16 protein-coding genes are annotated in these 17,739 nt (G+C 62.7%); 11 read left to right on the top strand and 5 right to left on the bottom strand.

Translation table 11 applies throughout. From position 1 onward, the window contains the following. Positions 1-50: 50 nt before the first annotated feature. The 4 genes from ftsY to KI613_RS18565 are packed head-to-tail and all read left to right on the top strand — an operon-like array spanning position 51 to position 4,177. A complete protein-coding gene (ftsY, locus tag KI613_RS18580; protein ID WP_226402263.1) occupies positions 51-1,037 on the top strand; it encodes a signal recognition particle-docking protein FtsY in 987 nt (328 codons plus the stop codon). Then, entirely contained in the window at positions 1,034-1,687 is a 654-nt protein-coding gene (locus tag KI613_RS18575; RefSeq protein WP_226402261.1) for a cell division ATP-binding protein FtsE, read from the top strand. The genes ftsY and KI613_RS18575 overlap by 4 nt, the downstream gene beginning before the upstream one ends. Then, positions 1,684-2,580 carry a permease-like cell division protein FtsX gene (gene ftsX, locus KI613_RS18570; RefSeq protein WP_226402259.1) on the top strand — a complete coding sequence of 299 codons (897 nt, stop codon included), beginning with the start codon at positions 1,684-1,686 and terminating at the stop codon, positions 2,578-2,580. The genes KI613_RS18575 and ftsX overlap by 4 nt, the downstream gene beginning before the upstream one ends. Continuing rightward, positions 2,573-4,177, top strand: coding sequence for an FAD-dependent oxidoreductase (locus KI613_RS18565; RefSeq protein WP_226402257.1), 1,605 nt, complete (start codon positions 2,573-2,575; stop codon positions 4,175-4,177). The genes ftsX and KI613_RS18565 overlap by 8 nt, the downstream gene beginning before the upstream one ends. On the opposite strand, the gene KI613_RS18560 is transcribed toward KI613_RS18565, so the two are convergent. From KI613_RS18560 to KI613_RS18550, 3 genes are all read right to left on the bottom strand, one after another. Continuing rightward, positions 4,162-7,293 (bottom strand): PhnD/SsuA/transferrin family substrate-binding protein, encoded by a 3,132-nt coding sequence (locus tag KI613_RS18560; protein ID WP_226402255.1) that lies wholly within the window; start codon positions 7,291-7,293, stop codon positions 4,162-4,164. The two genes, KI613_RS18565 and KI613_RS18560, sit on opposite strands and share 16 nt — an antisense overlap. 105 nt (positions 7,294-7,398) lie before the next feature. Continuing rightward, positions 7,399-8,613, bottom strand: coding sequence for an exo-beta-N-acetylmuramidase NamZ family protein (locus tag KI613_RS18555; protein ID WP_226402253.1), 1,215 nt, complete (start codon positions 8,611-8,613; stop codon positions 7,399-7,401). After that, on the bottom strand, positions 8,610-9,179 hold the full coding sequence (locus KI613_RS18550) for a DOMON-like domain-containing protein (RefSeq protein WP_226402251.1): 570 nt from the start codon (positions 9,177-9,179) through the stop codon (positions 8,610-8,612). Before KI613_RS18550 ends, KI613_RS18555 begins: the two co-directional genes overlap by 4 nt. A 149-nt stretch (positions 9,180-9,328) precedes the next feature. Here KI613_RS18550 and KI613_RS18545 point away from each other — a divergent pair, with 149 nt between their 5' ends. Genes KI613_RS18545 through KI613_RS18525 form a run of 5 tightly spaced genes read left to right on the top strand, consistent with a single transcriptional unit; the run spans position 9,329 to position 13,116 of the window. Then, positions 9,329-10,693, top strand: a complete 1,365-nt coding sequence (locus KI613_RS18545) for a TrpB-like pyridoxal phosphate-dependent enzyme (RefSeq protein WP_226402249.1) — start codon at positions 9,329-9,331, stop codon at positions 10,691-10,693. 4 nt (positions 10,694-10,697) lie between these two features. Beyond that, positions 10,698-11,471, top strand: a complete 774-nt coding sequence (locus KI613_RS18540; RefSeq protein WP_226402247.1) for a hypothetical protein — start codon at positions 10,698-10,700, stop codon at positions 11,469-11,471. Next, on the top strand, positions 11,468-12,091 hold the full coding sequence (coaE, locus tag KI613_RS18535) for a dephospho-CoA kinase (protein WP_226402245.1): 624 nt from the start codon (positions 11,468-11,470) through the stop codon (positions 12,089-12,091). Before KI613_RS18540 ends, coaE begins: the two co-directional genes overlap by 4 nt. 60 nt (positions 12,092-12,151) lie before the next feature. Beyond that, positions 12,152-12,910: a cell division protein ZapD gene (gene zapD / locus KI613_RS18530; RefSeq protein WP_226402243.1), complete on the top strand. Its 759-nt coding sequence runs from the start codon at positions 12,152-12,154 to the stop codon at positions 12,908-12,910. After that, entirely contained in the window at positions 12,910-13,116 is a 207-nt protein-coding gene (locus tag KI613_RS18525) for a DNA gyrase inhibitor YacG (protein WP_226402241.1), read from the top strand. The genes zapD and KI613_RS18525 overlap by 1 nt, the downstream gene beginning before the upstream one ends. 72 nt (positions 13,117-13,188) lie before the next feature. On the opposite strand, the gene KI613_RS18520 is transcribed toward KI613_RS18525, so the two are convergent. Together KI613_RS18520 and KI613_RS18515 are read right to left on the bottom strand one after the other, a co-directional pair. Beyond that, positions 13,189-14,133: a Nudix family hydrolase gene (locus KI613_RS18520; RefSeq protein WP_226402239.1), complete on the bottom strand. Its 945-nt coding sequence runs from the start codon at positions 14,131-14,133 to the stop codon at positions 13,189-13,191. Then, the gene (locus KI613_RS18515; protein ID WP_226402237.1) at positions 14,130-15,020 is read right to left on the bottom strand and encodes an ATP-binding protein; all 891 of its coding nucleotides are present in this window, start codon (positions 15,018-15,020) and stop codon (positions 14,130-14,132) included. Before KI613_RS18515 ends, KI613_RS18520 begins: the two co-directional genes overlap by 4 nt. Positions 15,021-15,066: 46 nt before the next feature. On the opposite strand from KI613_RS18515, the gene mltA reads away from it, so the two are divergent. Further along, entirely contained in the window at positions 15,067-16,293 is a 1,227-nt protein-coding gene (gene mltA / locus KI613_RS18510) for a murein transglycosylase A (RefSeq protein ID WP_226402235.1), read from the top strand. A 160-nt stretch (positions 16,294-16,453) separates the two neighbouring features. After that, positions 16,454-17,656 (top strand): ammonium transporter, encoded by a 1,203-nt coding sequence (locus KI613_RS18505; RefSeq protein WP_226402233.1) that lies wholly within the window; start codon positions 16,454-16,456, stop codon positions 17,654-17,656. The last annotated feature ends 83 nt before the right edge of the window (positions 17,657-17,739 follow it).

Raw genomic sequence — 17,739 nt, 5'->3', positions numbered from 1 at the left:
CTTAACGGCTTGCCGCCCGCCTGTCAGCAAGGCTTGAGACCACCACCCCCATGTTCAGTTTCCTGAAAAAATCCGGCAGCGACAGTAAAGCCGAGACCAAGGCCGACGTCCCGGCCGAAGCTGCCGCTCCCTCGTGGCGCGAGCGCCTGTTCAAGGGTCTGGCCAAGACCCGTGCCCAGTGGGGCGGCAAGCTCAAAACCATTTTCTCGCGCGGCAAGGTCGACGACGAACTGCTGGAGGAACTCGAAACCCTTTTGCTGACCAGCGATTGCGGTGTCGAGGCAACGACCCACTTGCTTGACGAGCTGAAAAAGGCGGCCAAGCGCGACAAGCTCGATACGCCGGACGCCATTCAGAAGGCGCTGCACGATGCCCTGCTCGAAACCTTGCTGCCGCTCGAAAAGCCGCTCGACGTGTCGACGCACAAGCCTTTCGTGATCATGATTGCCGGCGTCAACGGCGCCGGCAAGACGACCTCGATCGGCAAGCTGGCCAAGTATTTCCAGATGCAGGGCAAGAGCGTGCTGCTCGCTGCCGGTGATACCTTCCGCGCCGCCGCCCGCGAACAGCTTGAAACCTGGGGCGAGCGCAACAACGTGACGGTCATCGCGCAGGACAAGGGCGATCCTGCCGCCGTGGTCTTTGATGCCATTTCAGCCGCCAAGGCGCGTGGCATCGACATCGTGCTGGCCGATACGGCCGGTCGTTTGCCGACCCAGTTGCACCTCATGGAAGAAATCGCCAAGGTGCGTCGCGTCATCCAGAAAATCGATCCGGAAGGCCCGCACGAAACGCTGCTCGTCCTCGATGCCAACATCGGTCAGAACGCGCTGCAGCAGGTCAGGGCTTTCGACAAGGCGATCAACGTCACCGGCCTGGTCCTCACCAAGCTCGACGGCACGGCCAAGGGCGGCGTCGTTACGGCGATTGCCCGGCAATGCCCGAAGCCGATCCGCTTCATCGGCGTCGGCGAGCAGATCGACGACCTGCGGCCGTTCTCGGCGCGCGATTTCGTGGACGCCATGTTCGAGCAATGATCGAAGCGAGCAATTTGACCAAGCGCTACCCGGGCGGCTTCGAGGCCGTCAAGGATGCGAGTTTTTCGATCGAGGCCGGGCAGATGGTGCTCATCACCGGCCATTCCGGCGCCGGCAAGACGACCTTGGTCAAGCTGATCTCGACCATCGAGCGGCCGACTTCCGGCAGCCTCGTGGTCAATGGCCAGAACCTGTCAGCCCTCGGGCGCAGCGCCATTCCGCATGTACGCAGGCATTTCGGGTTGGTGTTTCAGGACCAGAAGTTGCTGTTCGATCGCAACGCGCTGGAGAACGTGTTGCTGCCGCTGCACATCGCCGGATTGCCGCGCCGCGAGGCGATTCGCCGGGCGCAAGCGGCGCTCGACAAGGTCGGCCTGCTGGCCCGCGAAAAGGCTAATCCCATCGCGCTTTCGGGCGGCGAACAGCAACGGCTGGCCATCGCCCGCGCCGTCGTCAACCGGCCGACCATCCTGATCGCCGACGAGCCGACGGGCAATCTCGATACTGATTCCGGCATGGCCATTCTCGACATCTTTGCCGACTTTCATCGCGTTGGCGTGACTGTCGTCGTCGCTACACACGACCAGAGCTGGATCGAGCGTTATCACCCGAATGTCCTGCGCCTGGCGCACGGGAGGGTGGTCGCATGACCTGGCTTATTCACCATCGTGCCGCACTGGCCGCGGCTTTTCGCCGTTTGTGGGCGACGCCGCTCAATACCCTGCTGTCGCTGATCGTCATCGGCATCGCGCTGACCTTGCCGGCCTTTGGTTATGTCGCCCTCGACAACCTGCGTGACCTCGGCCGCAATGCCTCCGGCGTGCAGCAGATCAGCCTGTTCATGAGCCTTGAGGCGAGCAAGAAAGATGTTGGCGAGATCGAAAGCCGCCTGCGTCAGGCGCCCAATGGCAAGTGGAAATTCGTGCCGAAAGAGGACGCGCTGAAGCGAATGCAGAGCAGCGAGGGCATGGCCGAAATCGTTGCCAGCCTGCCGCGCAACCCGCTTCCTGATGCCTTCATCATCGAACCGGCCAACACCGAGCCAGAGGCGCTAGAGGTCCTGCGCAGGGAGATTGCCGGCTGGCCCAAGGTTGCCCACGTCCAGCTCGATTCGGCCTGGATCAAGCGTTTCGACGCCTTCCTGCGTCTCGGCAAGCTGGCTTTGTGGATGCTGGCTGGGCTGTTTGGTGCCGGGCTGGTCGCTGTGACCTTCAATACCATCCGCCTGCAGGTCATGGCCCAGTCGGCCGAGATCGAGGTGGCGCGCATGATCGGTGCGACGGACGGCTTCATCCGTCGGCCTTTCTACTATTTCGGAGCCTTGCAGGGGGCGCTCGGTGGCCTGCTTGCTGCCGCGTTGGTACTGGCGGCGTTGCAGCTGCTGGGCGGGCCGGTCGGTGAACTGGCGGCGCTCTACGGTGGGAATTTCAGCCTGCGCCCGCCGGGCGTCGTTGAAACGCTGGGACTGGCTACGCTCGGCGCTTTCCTCGGCTGGCTTGGCGCCCAGCTGTCGGTCAGCCTGTCGCTGCGGAAGCTTGACTAGCCGGCGCGAATTTCTTTACACGGTGGGGGCGGCCGCCCTCGCCGGTTGCGCCCCGGCCGGAAAACTACCCTTGCCGCCCGGCGAATTGCTCGGCATGAATCAGGCGCTCGGCCACCGGCTGCGCGACGGCAATTTCCCGGCGCCTGCCGAAACACGAAAAACCGGTGTGCTGATCGTCGGTGGCGGCATCTCCGGGCTTTCTGCGGCATGGAAACTGGCGCAGGCTGCGGTCGACGACTTTCATGTGCTGGAAATGGAAAGCGAAGCCGGTGGCAATTCGCGGGCCGGCCAGTCGCCGCTCGTCGCCTACCCGTGGGGGGCGCATTATTTGCCCTTGCCCAGCCAGGATTCCGTGCTGGTGCGTGAGTTGCTGGCCGAACTGGGCGTGTTGCAGGGCGACCCGGCGGCGCTCAAGCCGACCTACGATGAACGGTATTTGTGTGCGACGCCGCAGGAGCGGGTCTATCGCAACGGCCTGTGGGACGAGGGTTTGCTGCCGCAACGTGGCATCGATGCGGCTGAGCTGGCGCAGCAAAAGCGCTTTCATGAACGGATGGATGAACTCAAGCGAGCTAAGGGCCGCGACGGCCGCCGGCTGTTTGCCATTCCGATGGCGCTGTCGAGTCGCGATCCTGAATGGCTCGCCCTCGACCGGATCTCCTTCGCCCAGTGGCTGACCGACAACGGCTTCACGGCACCGACCGTGCACTGGCTGGCCAATTACGCCTGCCGCGACGATTACGGAACGGCCTACGGTCAGGTTTCGGCCTGGGCCGGGCTGCACTATTTTGCCTGCCGCAACGGCGAGGCCGACAATGCGGCAGGCGATACGGTGCTGACGGCGCCCGAAGGCAATGCCTGGCTGGCCCGCGGACTGGCCAAAAAAGCCGGTGATCGCGTGCTGACCGGGGCGCTGGTCTGGCGCATTGAGGCAGGGAAATCGAATGTTGCGGTCGACGTGCTTTTGGGGGCAAAAACCGTGCGCTTTGAAGCCCGACAACTGATCTGGGCATCGCCGGCCTTCGTGCTGCCGCGCGTCTGGCCGGCGATGCCCGGCGACCTCAAAGCAGCGGCGCTGGCCGGCGATTACGCACCGTGGCTGACGGCCAACCTGCATCTGGCCGATCTGCCGGAAGAGCGCCACGGCGCGCCGGCGGCGTGGGACAACGTGTTCTACGACAGCCCCGGTCTCGGCTACGTCAGCGCGACGCATCAACTGATCCGCCGGCACCTGAGCGGTACGGTGTTCACCTACTATCGCGCACTGCACGACGTGACGCCGGCTGAGGGGCGCCGGCTGCTCATCGAAACGCCGCGCGCCGCATGGGGCGAAGGCATCCTGGCCGAGCTCGAACGCGTCCATCCCGACATCCGCAAGCTGACGACGCGCCTCGATGTTTTCCGTAATGGCCACGCCATGCGCCGCCCGGTGCCGGGCAGTCTCTTCTACGGTCAACGGGAAAAAATGGCCAATTTTGAAATCCCGCGCATTACGCTGGCCCATGCTGATCTATCGGGATTTTCGCTGTTCGAAGAGGCCCAGTATCGTGGCGTCCTGGCGGCCGAGCGCGTACTCCGGCGTTACGTCGCCAGGTAATGCAGCAATAGCATCTTGAGGTCGTCGGGCTCGACCGGTTTGCCGATGAAATCGTTCATGCCCGCCTCGATGCAGCGTTTGCGATCTTCGGCAAAGGCGTTGGCGGTCATGGCGATGATCGGCAGCAGTGTGTGTTGCGGCAGGGCACGGATCTGGCGGGTAGCCTCGAGACCGTCCATTTCCGGCATCTGCATGTCCATCAGGACCAGGTCGTAGCTGCGGGTCTTGAGCAGTTCAAGTGCTTGCCGGCCATTTTCCGCCGTGTCGGCCGTGGTGCCGAATTCCCTGAGCAGTTCGAGGGCAATCTCGCGGTTGATCGGTTCGTCCTCGACGACGAGCAGATGGCGGCCGGCCAGCGTTTCCTGGACTGCCTGCAGGGGCAGACCGGCATGGGTCGATGTCAGGGCGTCCATGTCCTCGTCGCCGGGTTTCAGCCGGGCCGTGAACCAGAAACAGCTGCCGCTACCCAGCTGGCTGCTGACGCCGACCTCGCCGCCCATCAGTTGGGCGAGGCGGCGGGTGATGGCCAGGCCGAGGCCGGTGCCGCCGAATTTGCGGGTGGTCGACGCGTCGGCCTGCTCGAAAATTCCGAACAGCCGGGGGATCGACTCCTCGGCGATGCCGATCCCGGTATCTTCAACCTCGAAGCGGAGCAGGGTTTTGCCACCGATCTCGGAGATCCGGCTGGCCCGGACCGTGATCCTGCCCTGCTCGGTGAACTTGATGGCATTGGCCGTGTAATTGATCAGGCACTGCGTAATGCGCGTCGGGTCGCCGATTAGTGTTCGCGTGAAATCGTCGGACTCGGTTTGCAGGACCAGCCCTTTTTCGCGGGCGCGCTCACCGAGGACCGAAACGACACGCTTGAGGATGCTGTTGATGTCGACCTTGGTTTCGTCGAGCTGCAGCTTGCCGGCCTCGATCTTGGAAATGTCGAGAATGTCGTTGATGACGGCAAGCAAATGCTGCGAGGCGTTGTCGATCTTGTCGAGACGGTCGATCTGCTCAAGTGTCGGGGCATCGCGTCGGAGCAGGTGAACCATGCCGAGCACGGCATTGAGCGGTGTCCGGATTTCATGGCTCATGTTGGCCAGGAAGGCGCTCTTCGAGCGGCTGGCTGCTTCGGCCGCCTGGCGGGCAATTTCCAGTTGCTCGGTGCGCTGCCTGACCTCGCCTTCGAGGTTGTGACGGTGTTTTTCCAGTTCCAGCGCATCCCGGCGGATTTCGCTGATGTCGGAGAAGGAGACGACCGTTCCGCTGATCTGGCCATCGCGCAGCGTCGGCGTGATGGTCAGGCGAACCGGGAACATTTCGCCATTCTTGCGCCAGAAAACATCTTCCAGCCGGCGTGTCTTGCCATCGTTTGCGGTCCGCCGGAGCGGACATGCCGACTGCGGGTAAGGCGAGCCATCTGCGTGGTGATGGTGGAAGAGGCTATGGGTGCCGCGGCCGAGCACCTCTTGCTCGCTGAATCCGAGGAGGGCAAGCCCGGCCGGGTTCATGAAGGTGCACACATCGTCAAGGTCGCAGCCGAAAACGCCTTCGCCCAGCGTTTCCAGGATCATGCGCTGCCGGGCCTCGCTCTCCATCAGCGCCTGCTCGGCACTGGCCAGTTCCCGCAGGTCGACGTCGAGGCAGAACATCATCGGGCCGAGGTCGGCCGTATCGACGACCGTGTGGCTCGAATACACCTCGACCGGATGGCCGTCTTTGTGGCGCAGGGTCAAACGCCCGGCCGGAACGCCGGTCTTGTTGGCGAACATCCAGTGCACCGCGTTGCGCACACCATCATGCAGTTCGGGCGGGATGATCAGTTCGAGCAGTGACTGGCCAATCGCCTCCTTGGCGCTATATCCGTATAGCGTCTGCGAGGCGTGGTTCCAGTAGGCAACCGTGCCATCTTCCAGATAGCCCTGGATGGAAAGGGCATCGACATTCTCGAAAATGGCGCGAAACCGTGCTTCGGTTGCCGACAGTTCGGACATCGCCAGTGCCGTCCGGGCGCGCTCCGTTTTCAGCCGCAAATTGGAGCGGAACAGGATGATAACGAAAAGCGTGAGGCCCCCGGCGATGACGATGCCGGCCAGACTAATTAACAGGCCGTGCTGCTTGATGATGTCGTTGACGCTGACATTGGGGGCAGCTTCGAAGGGCGGCAGGCGCAATTCCCGCAGAAGTTCCTCGACCGGGCGATAGTCCCCGGGAATGCTGAAACCGTGTATATCGGCAGCGCGGGCGACCTCCCCGCCATGCGGCAAGGTCAGGATGTCGGCGGCGATCTTGCGGGCGAATTCCTGGTCGGCCCATGGCATCGCGGCCAGCGGCCATTGCGGATACAGCCGGGTTGAATGGGCCAGCGGAAAGCCGTCGTCCCGCGCATTGACGACGCGCAGGCTGCCGATATCCAGCTTCTGTTCCCTGGCCATGGCCTCGATCAGGCCGGTGCGGACAAAGGCGGCATCGACCTGTCCGGCGAGCAGTTGCTGGATGGCCTTGTCCTGCGGTTGTCCGGTTTCGATGATGGTGGCGTCGCTTGCCAGGTTGATGCCGCGCAACCTCAACTCGTAGGCCTGGGCCTGGTAGCCGCCCAGCGAACTCATGCTGTTGGTGGCGATACGTTTCCCGGCGAGGTCGGCGAGGTTCTGGATTCTTTTCTCGTCACTGCGGGTCAGGATGACGCCCCCCAGCGCCGAGACCTTCTTGTCGCCCTGCGTTTCAACCAGGGTGGCGAGCGGCGAGAGCAGGCCTTCGCGCTGGGTCAGCATGATGTAGTGGCCGGGCTGGGTGAGCACGAAGTCGACCCGTTTTTCACGGATGGCCGACTCGAGTTCCGGATAGGTCAGCGCCTGCAGCTCCAGCTGGCGCTCTGGATTGGCCTTGTTGAGATGCTCGATCAGCGGGCGCCAGCGTGTTTCGGTTTCGCCTTTGGGGCGGGCGGCAAGGACTGCGAATTTGACAGTTTGTCTCGCGCTGGTCTGGAGTTCTGCCCTTGCTTCGCTGTTGGTGGCGGGGGACTGTTCTTCGGCGCTGGCCACCGCCAGGCTGAGTAGCAGGCACAGCGCGGCAATGGCCTGGTAGAGCCGACGGCCGACTGGGGCATGGTAGTGATCGCGCACACTAGCTCCGCACAGGTTGTGTCAATTGATGACGATAAAGTATTAGCAAATCGTCATCTACTGCACATTTTATTCCGAATGGAATGCCCGGGGTGGTCGCAATTTTCAATAGATAAGAAATTGTCGGCGATGTTCCTGCCAGGCTTCTTCGTCGGGGGTGGTCAGGCGGTCGAGATCGTCGGCCTGTGTGGCCGGATCATCGACCCATTCGCGCAAAAGCGGCGAGCCGTTGATGAGATCGATGGCCAGGCGGTCGTGTTCGTACTCGTAGGCGAAGTCGCGCCACAGCGGGTAGTCCGGATAAAGGCGGCGGATGACCTTGAAGGCGAGGGCTTGAATACGCCAAGGTTTGAAGGCGGCGTGATCGTAATACGGCCCCTCGCAGTGAATCTGGATGCCGTGATTGAGCCGGCCGGCATGCTTGTGGAAGGTCGGTTCGAACCAGCATTCGCGCAGCTTGCAGCCGTTTAGCCAGTGCGGGGCAAAGGTTTCCATTTCGGTGAGTACGGCGCGGGCGTCGATGTCCGGCGCGCCGAACAGTTCGAGCGGGCGGGTCGTGCCGCGCCCTTCGCTCAAGGTCGCGCCTTCGAGCATGACGGTGCCGGCGTAGGCGCGGGCCATCCACAGATTGGGGGCATTCGGGCTGGGGTTGATCCAGGTCCGTTCGCCGAGCGGCCAGCCGTAGCCGGGGGCGGCGTCGGGCTGCCAGCCCTGCATTTCGATGACGCGATAATCGACGTCGAGCTTGAGCGTTGCGATGAACCAATGGCCGAGTTCGCCCATGGTCAGGCCGTGGCGCATCGGCATGGCACCGGCACCGACGAAGCTTTCCCAGCCTTCACGCAAGGTGAGGCCTTCGACGGGGCGGCCGGCCGGGTTCGGGCGGTCGAGCACCCAAACGCTCTTGCCATGTTTGGCGGCGGCTTCAAGCACGTAGCGCAGTGTCGTGATGAAGGTGTAGATACGGCAGCCGAGGTCCTGCAGATCGACGAGCAGGATGTCGAAAGTGTCCATCATGGCGTCGGTCGGCCGGCGCACTTCGCCGTACAGGCTGAAGATCGGGATGCCGAGTTGCGGGTCGAGGAAGTCGGGTGACTCGACCATGTTGTCCTGCTTGTCGCCGCGCAGGCCGTGCTGCGGGCCGAAGGCGGCGCTCAGCTTGAGATCGGGCAGCGCGGCCAGGGCGTCGAGCGAGTGAGTCAGGTCGGCGGTTACCGAGGCCGGGTGGGCGAGCAGGGCAATGCGCCGGCCGGCCAGCGGGCGGCGCAGGGCGGGCTCGGCGATCAGTCGGTCAATGCCGAAGAGGACGGTCTGGGTCATGGCGTGTTTCGCTTGAGGGTCAGGGCAAAGCTCTGACGGACGTGGAAATCGGGCTGGGCGGCGCAATGCGCCAGCGCCCAGTAACTCTTGCTGCCGTCTGCCGCTTCGATGATGGCGGTGAGGCCGAGTTGCAGCGCGCTGCCGGGCGGCAGCAGGGCGGCGGGGAGGCTGGCGCGCAGTTCGAAACCGTTGGCCAGCGACGTAAAACTGAGTTGCGGCTCGGCCTCGGGGGTAAAGGAGTTGTCGCGCTCCCGGTAGCTGGTGAAGCGGTAGACAGCCCACTGGCCGGAGGGTGAAAAATTGAATTCGCGATAGCCGGCGCCGTCTTCAGCCACAAAGGCTTCGCAGCAGGTGTGCTGCCATAGGCCGTCGGCCGCGCCGGGCGGCTGCTGCGCGGGAAGGCGGAGATCGGCGGATGGGCAAGTGACGAGATAACTCAGGACCAGTCCGCCGTCGTCCATCGTTGTGGCGGCAACCTCGATAATGCACGGCTGCGCTGAGGGAGCGGCCGGATGGCGGTGCAGGTGGGCAATTTTCGGGGCGGACAAGGCGAGGGCGAGCGTCAAAATGGTCGGCAGGCCGTACTTTAACTGCTTGTTTCAGACGATGTTACGGTCAACCGGAAAAAACGGCCAAAATCAAGACGCACCCTTGGTCGGCGAATCCTTTTGGAGTAAGTTACCGGCTTTCAGAAAACACTTTCCGGGAGAGAAAAGTGACGCCGCTGCGGATCAACTTAGAACAAGAAGATATTCCGACCCACTGGTACAACATTGTCGCCGACCTGGCCAATCCGCCGGCCCCGCCGCTCGGGCCCGATGGCAATCCGGTGCCGCCGGAAGCGATGGGGGCGATTTTTCCCGGTCCCATCCTTGAGCAGGAAATGTCGGCTGAGCGCTGGATCGCCATTCCCGAAGAAGTCCGCCAGATCTATGCGCTGTGGCGCCCGGCCCCGCTCTGCCGCGCCTTGCGCCTCGAACAGGCGCTCGGTACGCCGGCCAAGATTTTCTACAAGTACGAAGGCGTTTCGCCGGCCGGTTCGCACAAGCCGAACTCGGCTGTACCGCAAGCCTATTTCAACAAGATCGCCGGCACCAAGCGGCTGACCACTGAAACCGGCGCCGGCCAGTGGGGTTCGTCGATTGCCTTTGCCGGCCAGATGTTCGGCCTGCCGGTGCGCGTCTACATGGTCAAGGTCAGCTACGAGCAGAAGCCTTTCCGCCGCTCGATGATGCAGACTTGGGGTGCCGAAGTCTTCGCCAGCCCGAGCAAGCTGACCAACGCCGGCCGTGCTGCACTGGCTGCCGACCCCGACAACCAGGGTTCGCTTGGCCTGGCTATTTCGGAAGCGGTCGAAGAGGCGGCTTCCGAGCCCGGCACCTGCTACACACTCGGCTCGGTACTCAATCACGTGCTGCTCCACCAGTCGGTCATCGGTCTCGAAGCCAAGAAGCAGTTCGACAAGGTCGGCCTCTATCCGGACGTGATTTTCGGGCCCTGCGGCGGCGGTTCCAGCTTCGGCGGCATCGCCTTCCCCTTCCTCGCCGACAAGGCGGCCGGCGACAAGCGCGCCACCAACCTGCGCTGCGTCGCAGTCGAGCCGACTTCCTGCCCGACGCTGACCAAGGGCCACTACGCCTACGATTACGGCGACGTTTCCGGCTATACGCCGATCATGAAAATGTACACCCTCGGCCACGACTTCATGCCGCCCGGCATCCACGCCGGCGGCCTGCGCTACCATGGCGACTCGCCGCTCGTTTCGCAACTGCTCCACGAAGGCCAGATCGAAGCGCTGGCCGTGCCGCAGGTCGCCACCTTCGAGGCCGGCGTGCAGTTCGCCCGGGCCGAAGGCATCATCCCGGCGCCCGAATCCTGCCACGCCATCCGTGCCGCCATCGACGAGGCACTCAAGTGCAAGATCACCGGCGAGGCCAAGACCATCCTGTTCAGCCTGACCGGCCACGGCCACTTCGACATGGCGTCCTACGACAAGTATTTCTCCGGCAAGCTCGAAGACTACGATTACCCGGAAGCCGCCATCGCCGAATCACTCAAGCACTTGCCCAAGGTAGGCTGAATCCGTGAAAGCCCTCGTCTTCCTGCTCGTTCTCGCCAACCTGCTGTTCTACGCTCTCAGTGCAGGCTATTTCGGCCATCCTGACAATCCGGATGCTGGGCGTGTCGAGCAGCAGGTGCTACCGGAACGCATGCGCATCGTCTCGCGCGGCGAGGCGCCGGGTACGCCGCTCGTCAAGCCCGCACCGGTCGCGCCCGCTGTTGCCCCGGCTACGGAAACACCTGCGACGGGGAGTGCAGGGGGCGACAGGCCGGCAGCGACTGAACCGGCTCCGGAAGCCAAGGCGGAAAAGCCTGGCGTCGCCGAAGTGGTCGACAAACCGCCTGTCTGCCTGACCTGGCGCCCCTTGCCATTGGCCGATGCCGAGCGTCTGGCAGCCCTGCTGTCCAAGCGTTTTGGCGATTACAAGGTGACCCGGAAACTGGCCGCGTCGGACAGCAATGGTTGGTGGGTATTCATTCCGCCGGTGCCCAGCAAGGCCGAGGCCGAAAAGAAATCGGCGGAATTGCGCGAACTGGGTGTGACCGAGTTTTTCATCGTGCAGGATGAGCTGAATCGCAACGCCATTTCGCTCGGCGTGTTTTCTTCCGAAAAAGGCGGGCAGGACAAATTGGCCGAATTGAAAGCCAAGGGGGTCCGCTCGGCGCAGGTCGCGCCGCGGCCGGGCAAGGACAGCCTGATTACGCTGCAGGCACGCGGGCCGGTTGGCGACAAGGTCGAGCTGATCGGCGCCGTCGGCCGCCTTCTGCCCAAGGCCGACACATTGGCCTGCAAATGAGCCAGTACGTCGTCGGCCTGACCGGCGGGATCGGTAGTGGCAAAAGTACGGTCGCCGAGCTGTTCGTCGAGCAGGGCGCCGGGCTGGTTGATGCCGATGCGATTGCCCGCGAACTGACCGTGGCCGATGGCGTCGCCATGCCCATGCTGACTGCCGAGTTCGGCCGGAAAATTCTTTCGCCGAATGGCGCTCTCGACAGGGCAGCAATGCGCCAGTTGGCTTTCGCCGATCCCTCGATCAAAAATCGGCTCGAATGTATCCTGCATCCGATCATTCGAAAGATATCGACCGAACGTTGCCGTGCGGCGACCGAACCCTACGTCATTCTGGCGGTGCCGCTGCTTGTTGAGTCCGGAACCTACCGCGATCGCTGCGACCGCATTGTCGTCGTTGACTGCCCGGAAAGCCTGCAAATAGAACGCGTCATGGCGCGGAACGGCATGTCCGCGGAAGAGGTCAAAGCGATCATGGCAACTCAGGCGACACGCCAGCAACGGCTTTTGGTTGCTGACGATGTTGTGGTCAATGATGCGGATAAAACAAAGATCAGCGAACAAGTCAAAATGCTGCATTCAAACTATCTAGCACTTATGGCTGAAAAACTTAAAGCAAGCTGTTGAGATTTGAATGCAAATAGCTCAGAATAAACAAAATTTTCCGTTTTCTCGGACACCAGCCGCGTGATCACCTACGAATACCCGTTTAATGAACGTATCCGCACGCTGTTGCGTCTGGAGGATTTGTTCGAAAAAACGGCGTATTTCGCTCAGGAAGAAGGGGCTCTCGAACACCACACGGCCCTGCTTTCCCTGTTTGAGATTCTTGAAGTGGCCGGTCGCGCCGATCTCAAGATGGACCTGATCCAGGAACTCGAAAGGCAGCGGCAAACCCTGCTCGCCTTCCGCAACAACCCCGAAATTTCCGAAGAGGCGCTGTCCGGCGCGCTCTATGAAATCGAGCAGTCGTCGGCCGCGCTGCTCGGCATGACTGGCAAGATCGGCCAATACCTGCGCGAAAACGACTGGCTCATGAGCATCAAGAGCCGGGCCGCCATTCCCGGTGGCGTCTGCGAATTCGACCTGCCGTCCTACCACTGGTGGCTGCATCGCCCGCCTGATGTCCGGCGCAGTGCGCTGGAAGGCTGGACCAAGCCGCTGCTGCCCTTGCGCGATGCGGCGGCGATTGTCCTGCGCCTGCTCCGCTCGAGCGGTCGGCCGAAAAACTACTCGGCAACCAACGGCCAGTTCCAGCTCAATCTGGGCGGTACTGCCGCGCAGATGGTGCGCGTCACGGTCAGCGTCGACGAACTGGCGATCCCTGAAGTCAGTGCCAACAAGTATTTCCTGAACATCCGCTTCACCAGGCCACCAGCCGGTGAACTGAAGGCGCGTAGCTGCGAGCGCGACGTTTCCTTCGACCTGACTTTCTGTAACCTGTAATGGTCGTACGCAAGGTCCGCTGTCCGCAATGCGGCGAAGACGCCATCTGGGCCCCGGAAAATCCGTGGCGCCCGTTCTGTTCCGAACGCTGCAAACAGATTGACCTCGGTTGCTGGGCCAGCGATTCCTATCGCATCGGCGGCGCGGTGAGCGACGAAGAGGCTGGGACGCCCGGCCTCGATTTTCCGGATCAGCCGACGCGCTGAATCGGCTTGTTTCCGGAGACTTCCACGGTCAACCGGAAAAAATGCCCAAAAATGAAATTTCCCGGCGGCGCGCTACCAGCCGCGCATGAGCGCGATGCCGTGAGCGCCGTGTTCCTGCGCTTCGGACAACATCTCCGGCTTCATGCCGCCCAGCGCCAGCACTGGCAACGTGTTGCCGGCCAGTTGTTTGGCGAATTCCGGCCAGCCAAGGCCTGCGGCTTCGGGGTGGCTGGGTGTCGGCAGCACCGGGCTGAGTAGCGCGTAGTCGAAGCCAAGTTCGCCGGCGCGGGTGATTTCTGCTGCGTTGTGGCAGGAGGCACCAACCCAGGTGAAGTCCGGACGCTGCAGGCAGGCGGCCAGACTGATCGACGATAGGTGGACGCCGTCAGCGCCGACCTGGCGGGCAATCTCCTCGTCGTCATTGATGACGACCAGCGCGCCATGGCTGTGCGCCAACCGGCAAACGGCTTCGGCGAACCTCTGACGCTGGGCGGGCGGCAAACCCTTGTCGCGGACCTGGATCAGCCGCAGGCCGGCCTGCAGGGCTTCCTCCAGACGCTCAAGCTGGCGTTCGCTGCCTTCTGCCTCGGCGTTGGTGATCGCCATCGTCGTCGGCAGCGACAGGGCTTTCAAAATCGGATCGTTGGCCGGCAGGATCGGGGCAACGGTCGCCGCTTCACCGGTTTTTTGCCAGTCGACTGCCGAGTGTTCAAGCGGCGCCGTGATGCCGATTTCGCCGTCCCACGTTGTGACGCGCCAGAAGTTCAGGCGAACGGTGGCGTGCGGGTAGGTGAATTGCCGGGTCAGCCACGGCGAGCAGGCGGTGGCGGTGATTCCGAGTTCTTCCTGCAACTCGCGGATCAGCGCCGCGCGAACGCTTTCGCCGGGCTCGACCTTGCCGCCGGGGAATTCCCAGTAGCCGGCGTAAACCTTGCCCTCCGGGCGCTGGGCGAGCAGGAATTCGCGGCCGTCGGCGCGCAGCATGACGGCGGCGGCGACTTCGACGACCTTGCTCACCTGGTTTTCTTTCGCGATGTTTTCTGGCGCCCGGCCAGATCGCGGGCGAACTGCCAGGCGACGCGGCCGGAGCGCGAGCCACGGCTTAACGCCCAGTTCAGCGCCTCGCGCTCGCTGGCGACGATGACTTCGTCGGCCACGCCAAGCTGGCGCGCCCAGTGATTGGCGATGGCCAGATAGTCATCCTGGCTGAACGGGTAGAAGGAAATCCACAGGCCGAAACGCTCGGACAACGAGATTTTTTCCTCGGTGGTTTCACCGGGGTGGATTTCGTCGTCGACGCGATGCGTTTCGAGGTTCTCGGAAAAATATTCCGGCATCAGATGGCGGCGGTTCGACGTGGCGTAGATCAGCACGTTGTCGGGTGGTGCAGCGATCGAGCCGTCGAGCACCGACTTCAGCGCCTTGTACGCCGTTTCGCCAGCCTCGAAGGACAGGTCGTCGCAAAAAATGATGAATTTTTCCGGTCGACCGTCGAGAAGATCGACGATGTCGGCCAGATCGACCAGATCTTCCTTGTCCACCTCGATCAGGCGCAGCCCCTTGCCGGCATACTCGTTGAGCACCGCCTTGACCAGCGACGACTTGCCGGAGCCACGGGTGCCGGTCAGCAGCACGTTGTTGGCCGTCTTGCCGGCGACGAACTGGCGCGTGTTGGCGATGATGCGTTCCTTCTGGTCGTCGATGTTCTCGAGATCGGAGAGGCGGATCGGGTGCGGGTGGCGTACCGCCTGCAACCAGCCGCGGCCGTTGCTCTTGCGCCAGCGGAAAGCGACGGCAGACTGCCAGTCAGGCGCTTGTTGAAGCGGCGGCAGGGAGGCTTCGAAGCGGGCAAGCACGGCTTCGGCTCGGGCGAGCAGACGTTCCAGGGGCAGGGTGTTGGGCATGGCGGCAGGTATACTTCGCGGCAAATTGCGAACTCTAGCGAAACCCATGCGAAAAATCCAAGCAGTAGCCCTTTTATTTCTCTCCCTGTTGGCCGGTTGTTCGACCGTGCCGCCCAGTGTTGCCCCAGCAAGCTGCGCTCCGTGTCCGGCCTGTGCTGCCTGCCCGGCGGTAGTGCCTGTCGTGCCGGCGCCCGTTCCGACACCACCGCCTGCCTTCTCGCGCTCGTTTCAGCCGGCTCTCTGGAGCGATCTGCCCGGTTGGACGAACGACGACGTAGCCGCTGCCTGGCCGGCCTTCCTGCTCTCTTGTCGCGGCGTCGCCAGCAAGCCGCAAGGCACGGGCTGGAAGCGCGTCTGCGATCTGGCCCGGGCGGCAGATGGCAAGCCCGGCCACGACCCACGCCGTTTCTTTGAGCAGTATCTCAAACCCTACGCCATCGCCAATGGTGACGGCGCCACGAGCGGCATGATCACCGGCTACTACGAACCGCTGTTGCAAGGCAGTCGCTCGCGCAGCAGAGGCTACGAGCAGCCCGTGCGCGGTGTGCCGGACGACTTGCTGACCATCGACCTGTCGGCCGTCTTTCCCGAACTCAAAGACAAGCGCGTGCGCGGCCGGCTGGAAGGCAACAAGGTCGTGCCCTACTGGTCGCGGGCCGAAATCACGGCGCGCGGCGAAAAGCTGCCCGGCAAAACCCTGCTCTACGTCGACGACGCCGTCGAGCTGTTTTTTCTGCAGGTCCAGGGCTCCGGTCGCGTCAAGCTGGCCGACGGCAGCGTCGTTCGCCTAAACTACGCCGACCAGAACGGGCATCCCTACCAGTCCATTGGCAAGGCGCTGGTCGAGCGCGGCGAACTCAAACTCGAAGAGGCGTCGATGCAGGGCATCCAGGCCTGGGCGCGAGCCAACCCGGCGCGCCTCGACAATCTCCTTAACACCAACCCGAGCTATGTCTTCTTCCGTGAAGTACCGAACAGTCAGGACGGCCCGATCGGCGCCCTGGGTGTGCCGCTGACCGCCGAGCGCAGCATCGCTGTCGATCCGCGTTCGGTGCCGCTCGGTTCGCCGGTCTTTCTGGCGACCACCCGGCCGAATACGGCAACGACGATGAACCGTCTGGTCATGGCTCAGGACACTGGTGGAGCGATCAAGGGCGCGGTGCGCGCTGACTTTTTCTGGGGCTACGGCAAGGAAGCGGGCGAGCAGGCCGGGCGGATGAAACAGAGTGGCCGTTTGTGGGTTCTTTTGCCGACCGAGCTCGCCCCGAAATAAGGCGCCGCTGCACCAATACTGAGCTAGCATCTTGTATTTTGCACCTTGATGGTGCTAATTGGCCGTTATTGCTTTTGGCAATGCACTGATTTATAACAATATTGGCGCACTGGAATGGTGCTTGCTTTTCGCCTTCCCATTCTTTGATTGAGGGGGGTTCATGGAAACGTATCAATCCAGTAGCAATGTATTGTTCATCCTGCTCGGCGCCATCATGGTGCTGGCCATGCACGCGGGCTTTGCCTTTCTTGAGGTGGGCACGGTCCGCAAAAAGAACCAGGTCAATGCGCTGGTCAAGATATTGACCGATTTTGGCGTGTCGACCGTGGCCTACTTCTTCGTCGGTTACAGCATCGCCTACGGCGTCAATTTCTTCAGCGGCGTCGAGACGCTGATGGAGAAAAACGGCTTCGAACTGACCAAGTTCTTCTTCCTGCTCACCTTCGCAGCAGCGATCCCGGCCATCATTTCCGGCGGCATCGCCGAGCGGGCCAAGTTCAACCCGCAACTGATTGCCACTTTCATGCTGGTCGGTTTCGTTTATCCCTTCTTTGAAGGAATCGCCTGGAATCAGGCATTCGGTGTCCAGGCCTGGCTCAAGGCAAGCTTCGGCGCGGAATTCCACGACTTTGCCGGCTCTGTCGTCGTCCATGCCATGGGCGGCTGGATTGCCTTGCCGGCCGTGCTCCTGCTCGGTGCGCGCCACGGTCGCTACAACAAGGATGGCCGGATTTCGGCGCACCCGCCTTCATCCATTCCCTTCCTCGCGCTCGGCGCCTGGATTCTGACCGTCGGCTGGTTCGGTTTCAACGTGATGAGCGCCCAGACCCTCGACAAAATCTCCGGCCTGGTCGCCCTCAACTCGCTGATGGCGATGGTCGGCGGCACGCTGGTCGCGCTGGTTGCTGGCAAGAACGACCCGGGCTTCCTGCACAACGGACCGTTGGCCGGCTTGGTGGCCGTCTGTGCTGGTTCCGATCTGATGCACCCGATTGGTGCTCTGGTCGTCGGTGGCGTGGCCGGCGGACTGTTCGTGATGATGTTCACTTTGGTGCAGAACCGCTGGAAGATCGACGACGTGCTTGGTGTCTGGCCGCTGCACGGCATGTGTGGGGCCTGGGGCGGCATCGCGGCGGGGATTTTTGGCAGCAAAGCCTTGGGCGGGGCAGGCGGCATAGCCTTCATGCCGCAATTGATCATGACCGCAATGGCCATCGCCGTCGCTTTGATTGGCGGCGCGCTGGTCTATGGCACCCTCAAGGCCACCATGGGTTTGCGTCTTGATCAGGATGAGGAATTTGAGGGCGCAGACCTCAGTATTCACCGAATAACGGCTACGCCGGAGCGCGAACCGAACTGGTGAGTTTTGAAAGTGACCAATTAGTCTGTCTGAATGACAGGAGGGAGCCGAGAGGCTCCCTTTTTAATTGGAGCGCCAATAAAGGC

The sequence above is a fragment of the Ferribacterium limneticum genome, from assembly GCF_020510585.1.
In the GTDB taxonomy this organism is placed as follows: Bacteria; Pseudomonadota; Gammaproteobacteria; order Burkholderiales; family Rhodocyclaceae; genus Azonexus.
This window is presented reverse-complemented; position numbering and strand designations above follow the sequence as displayed.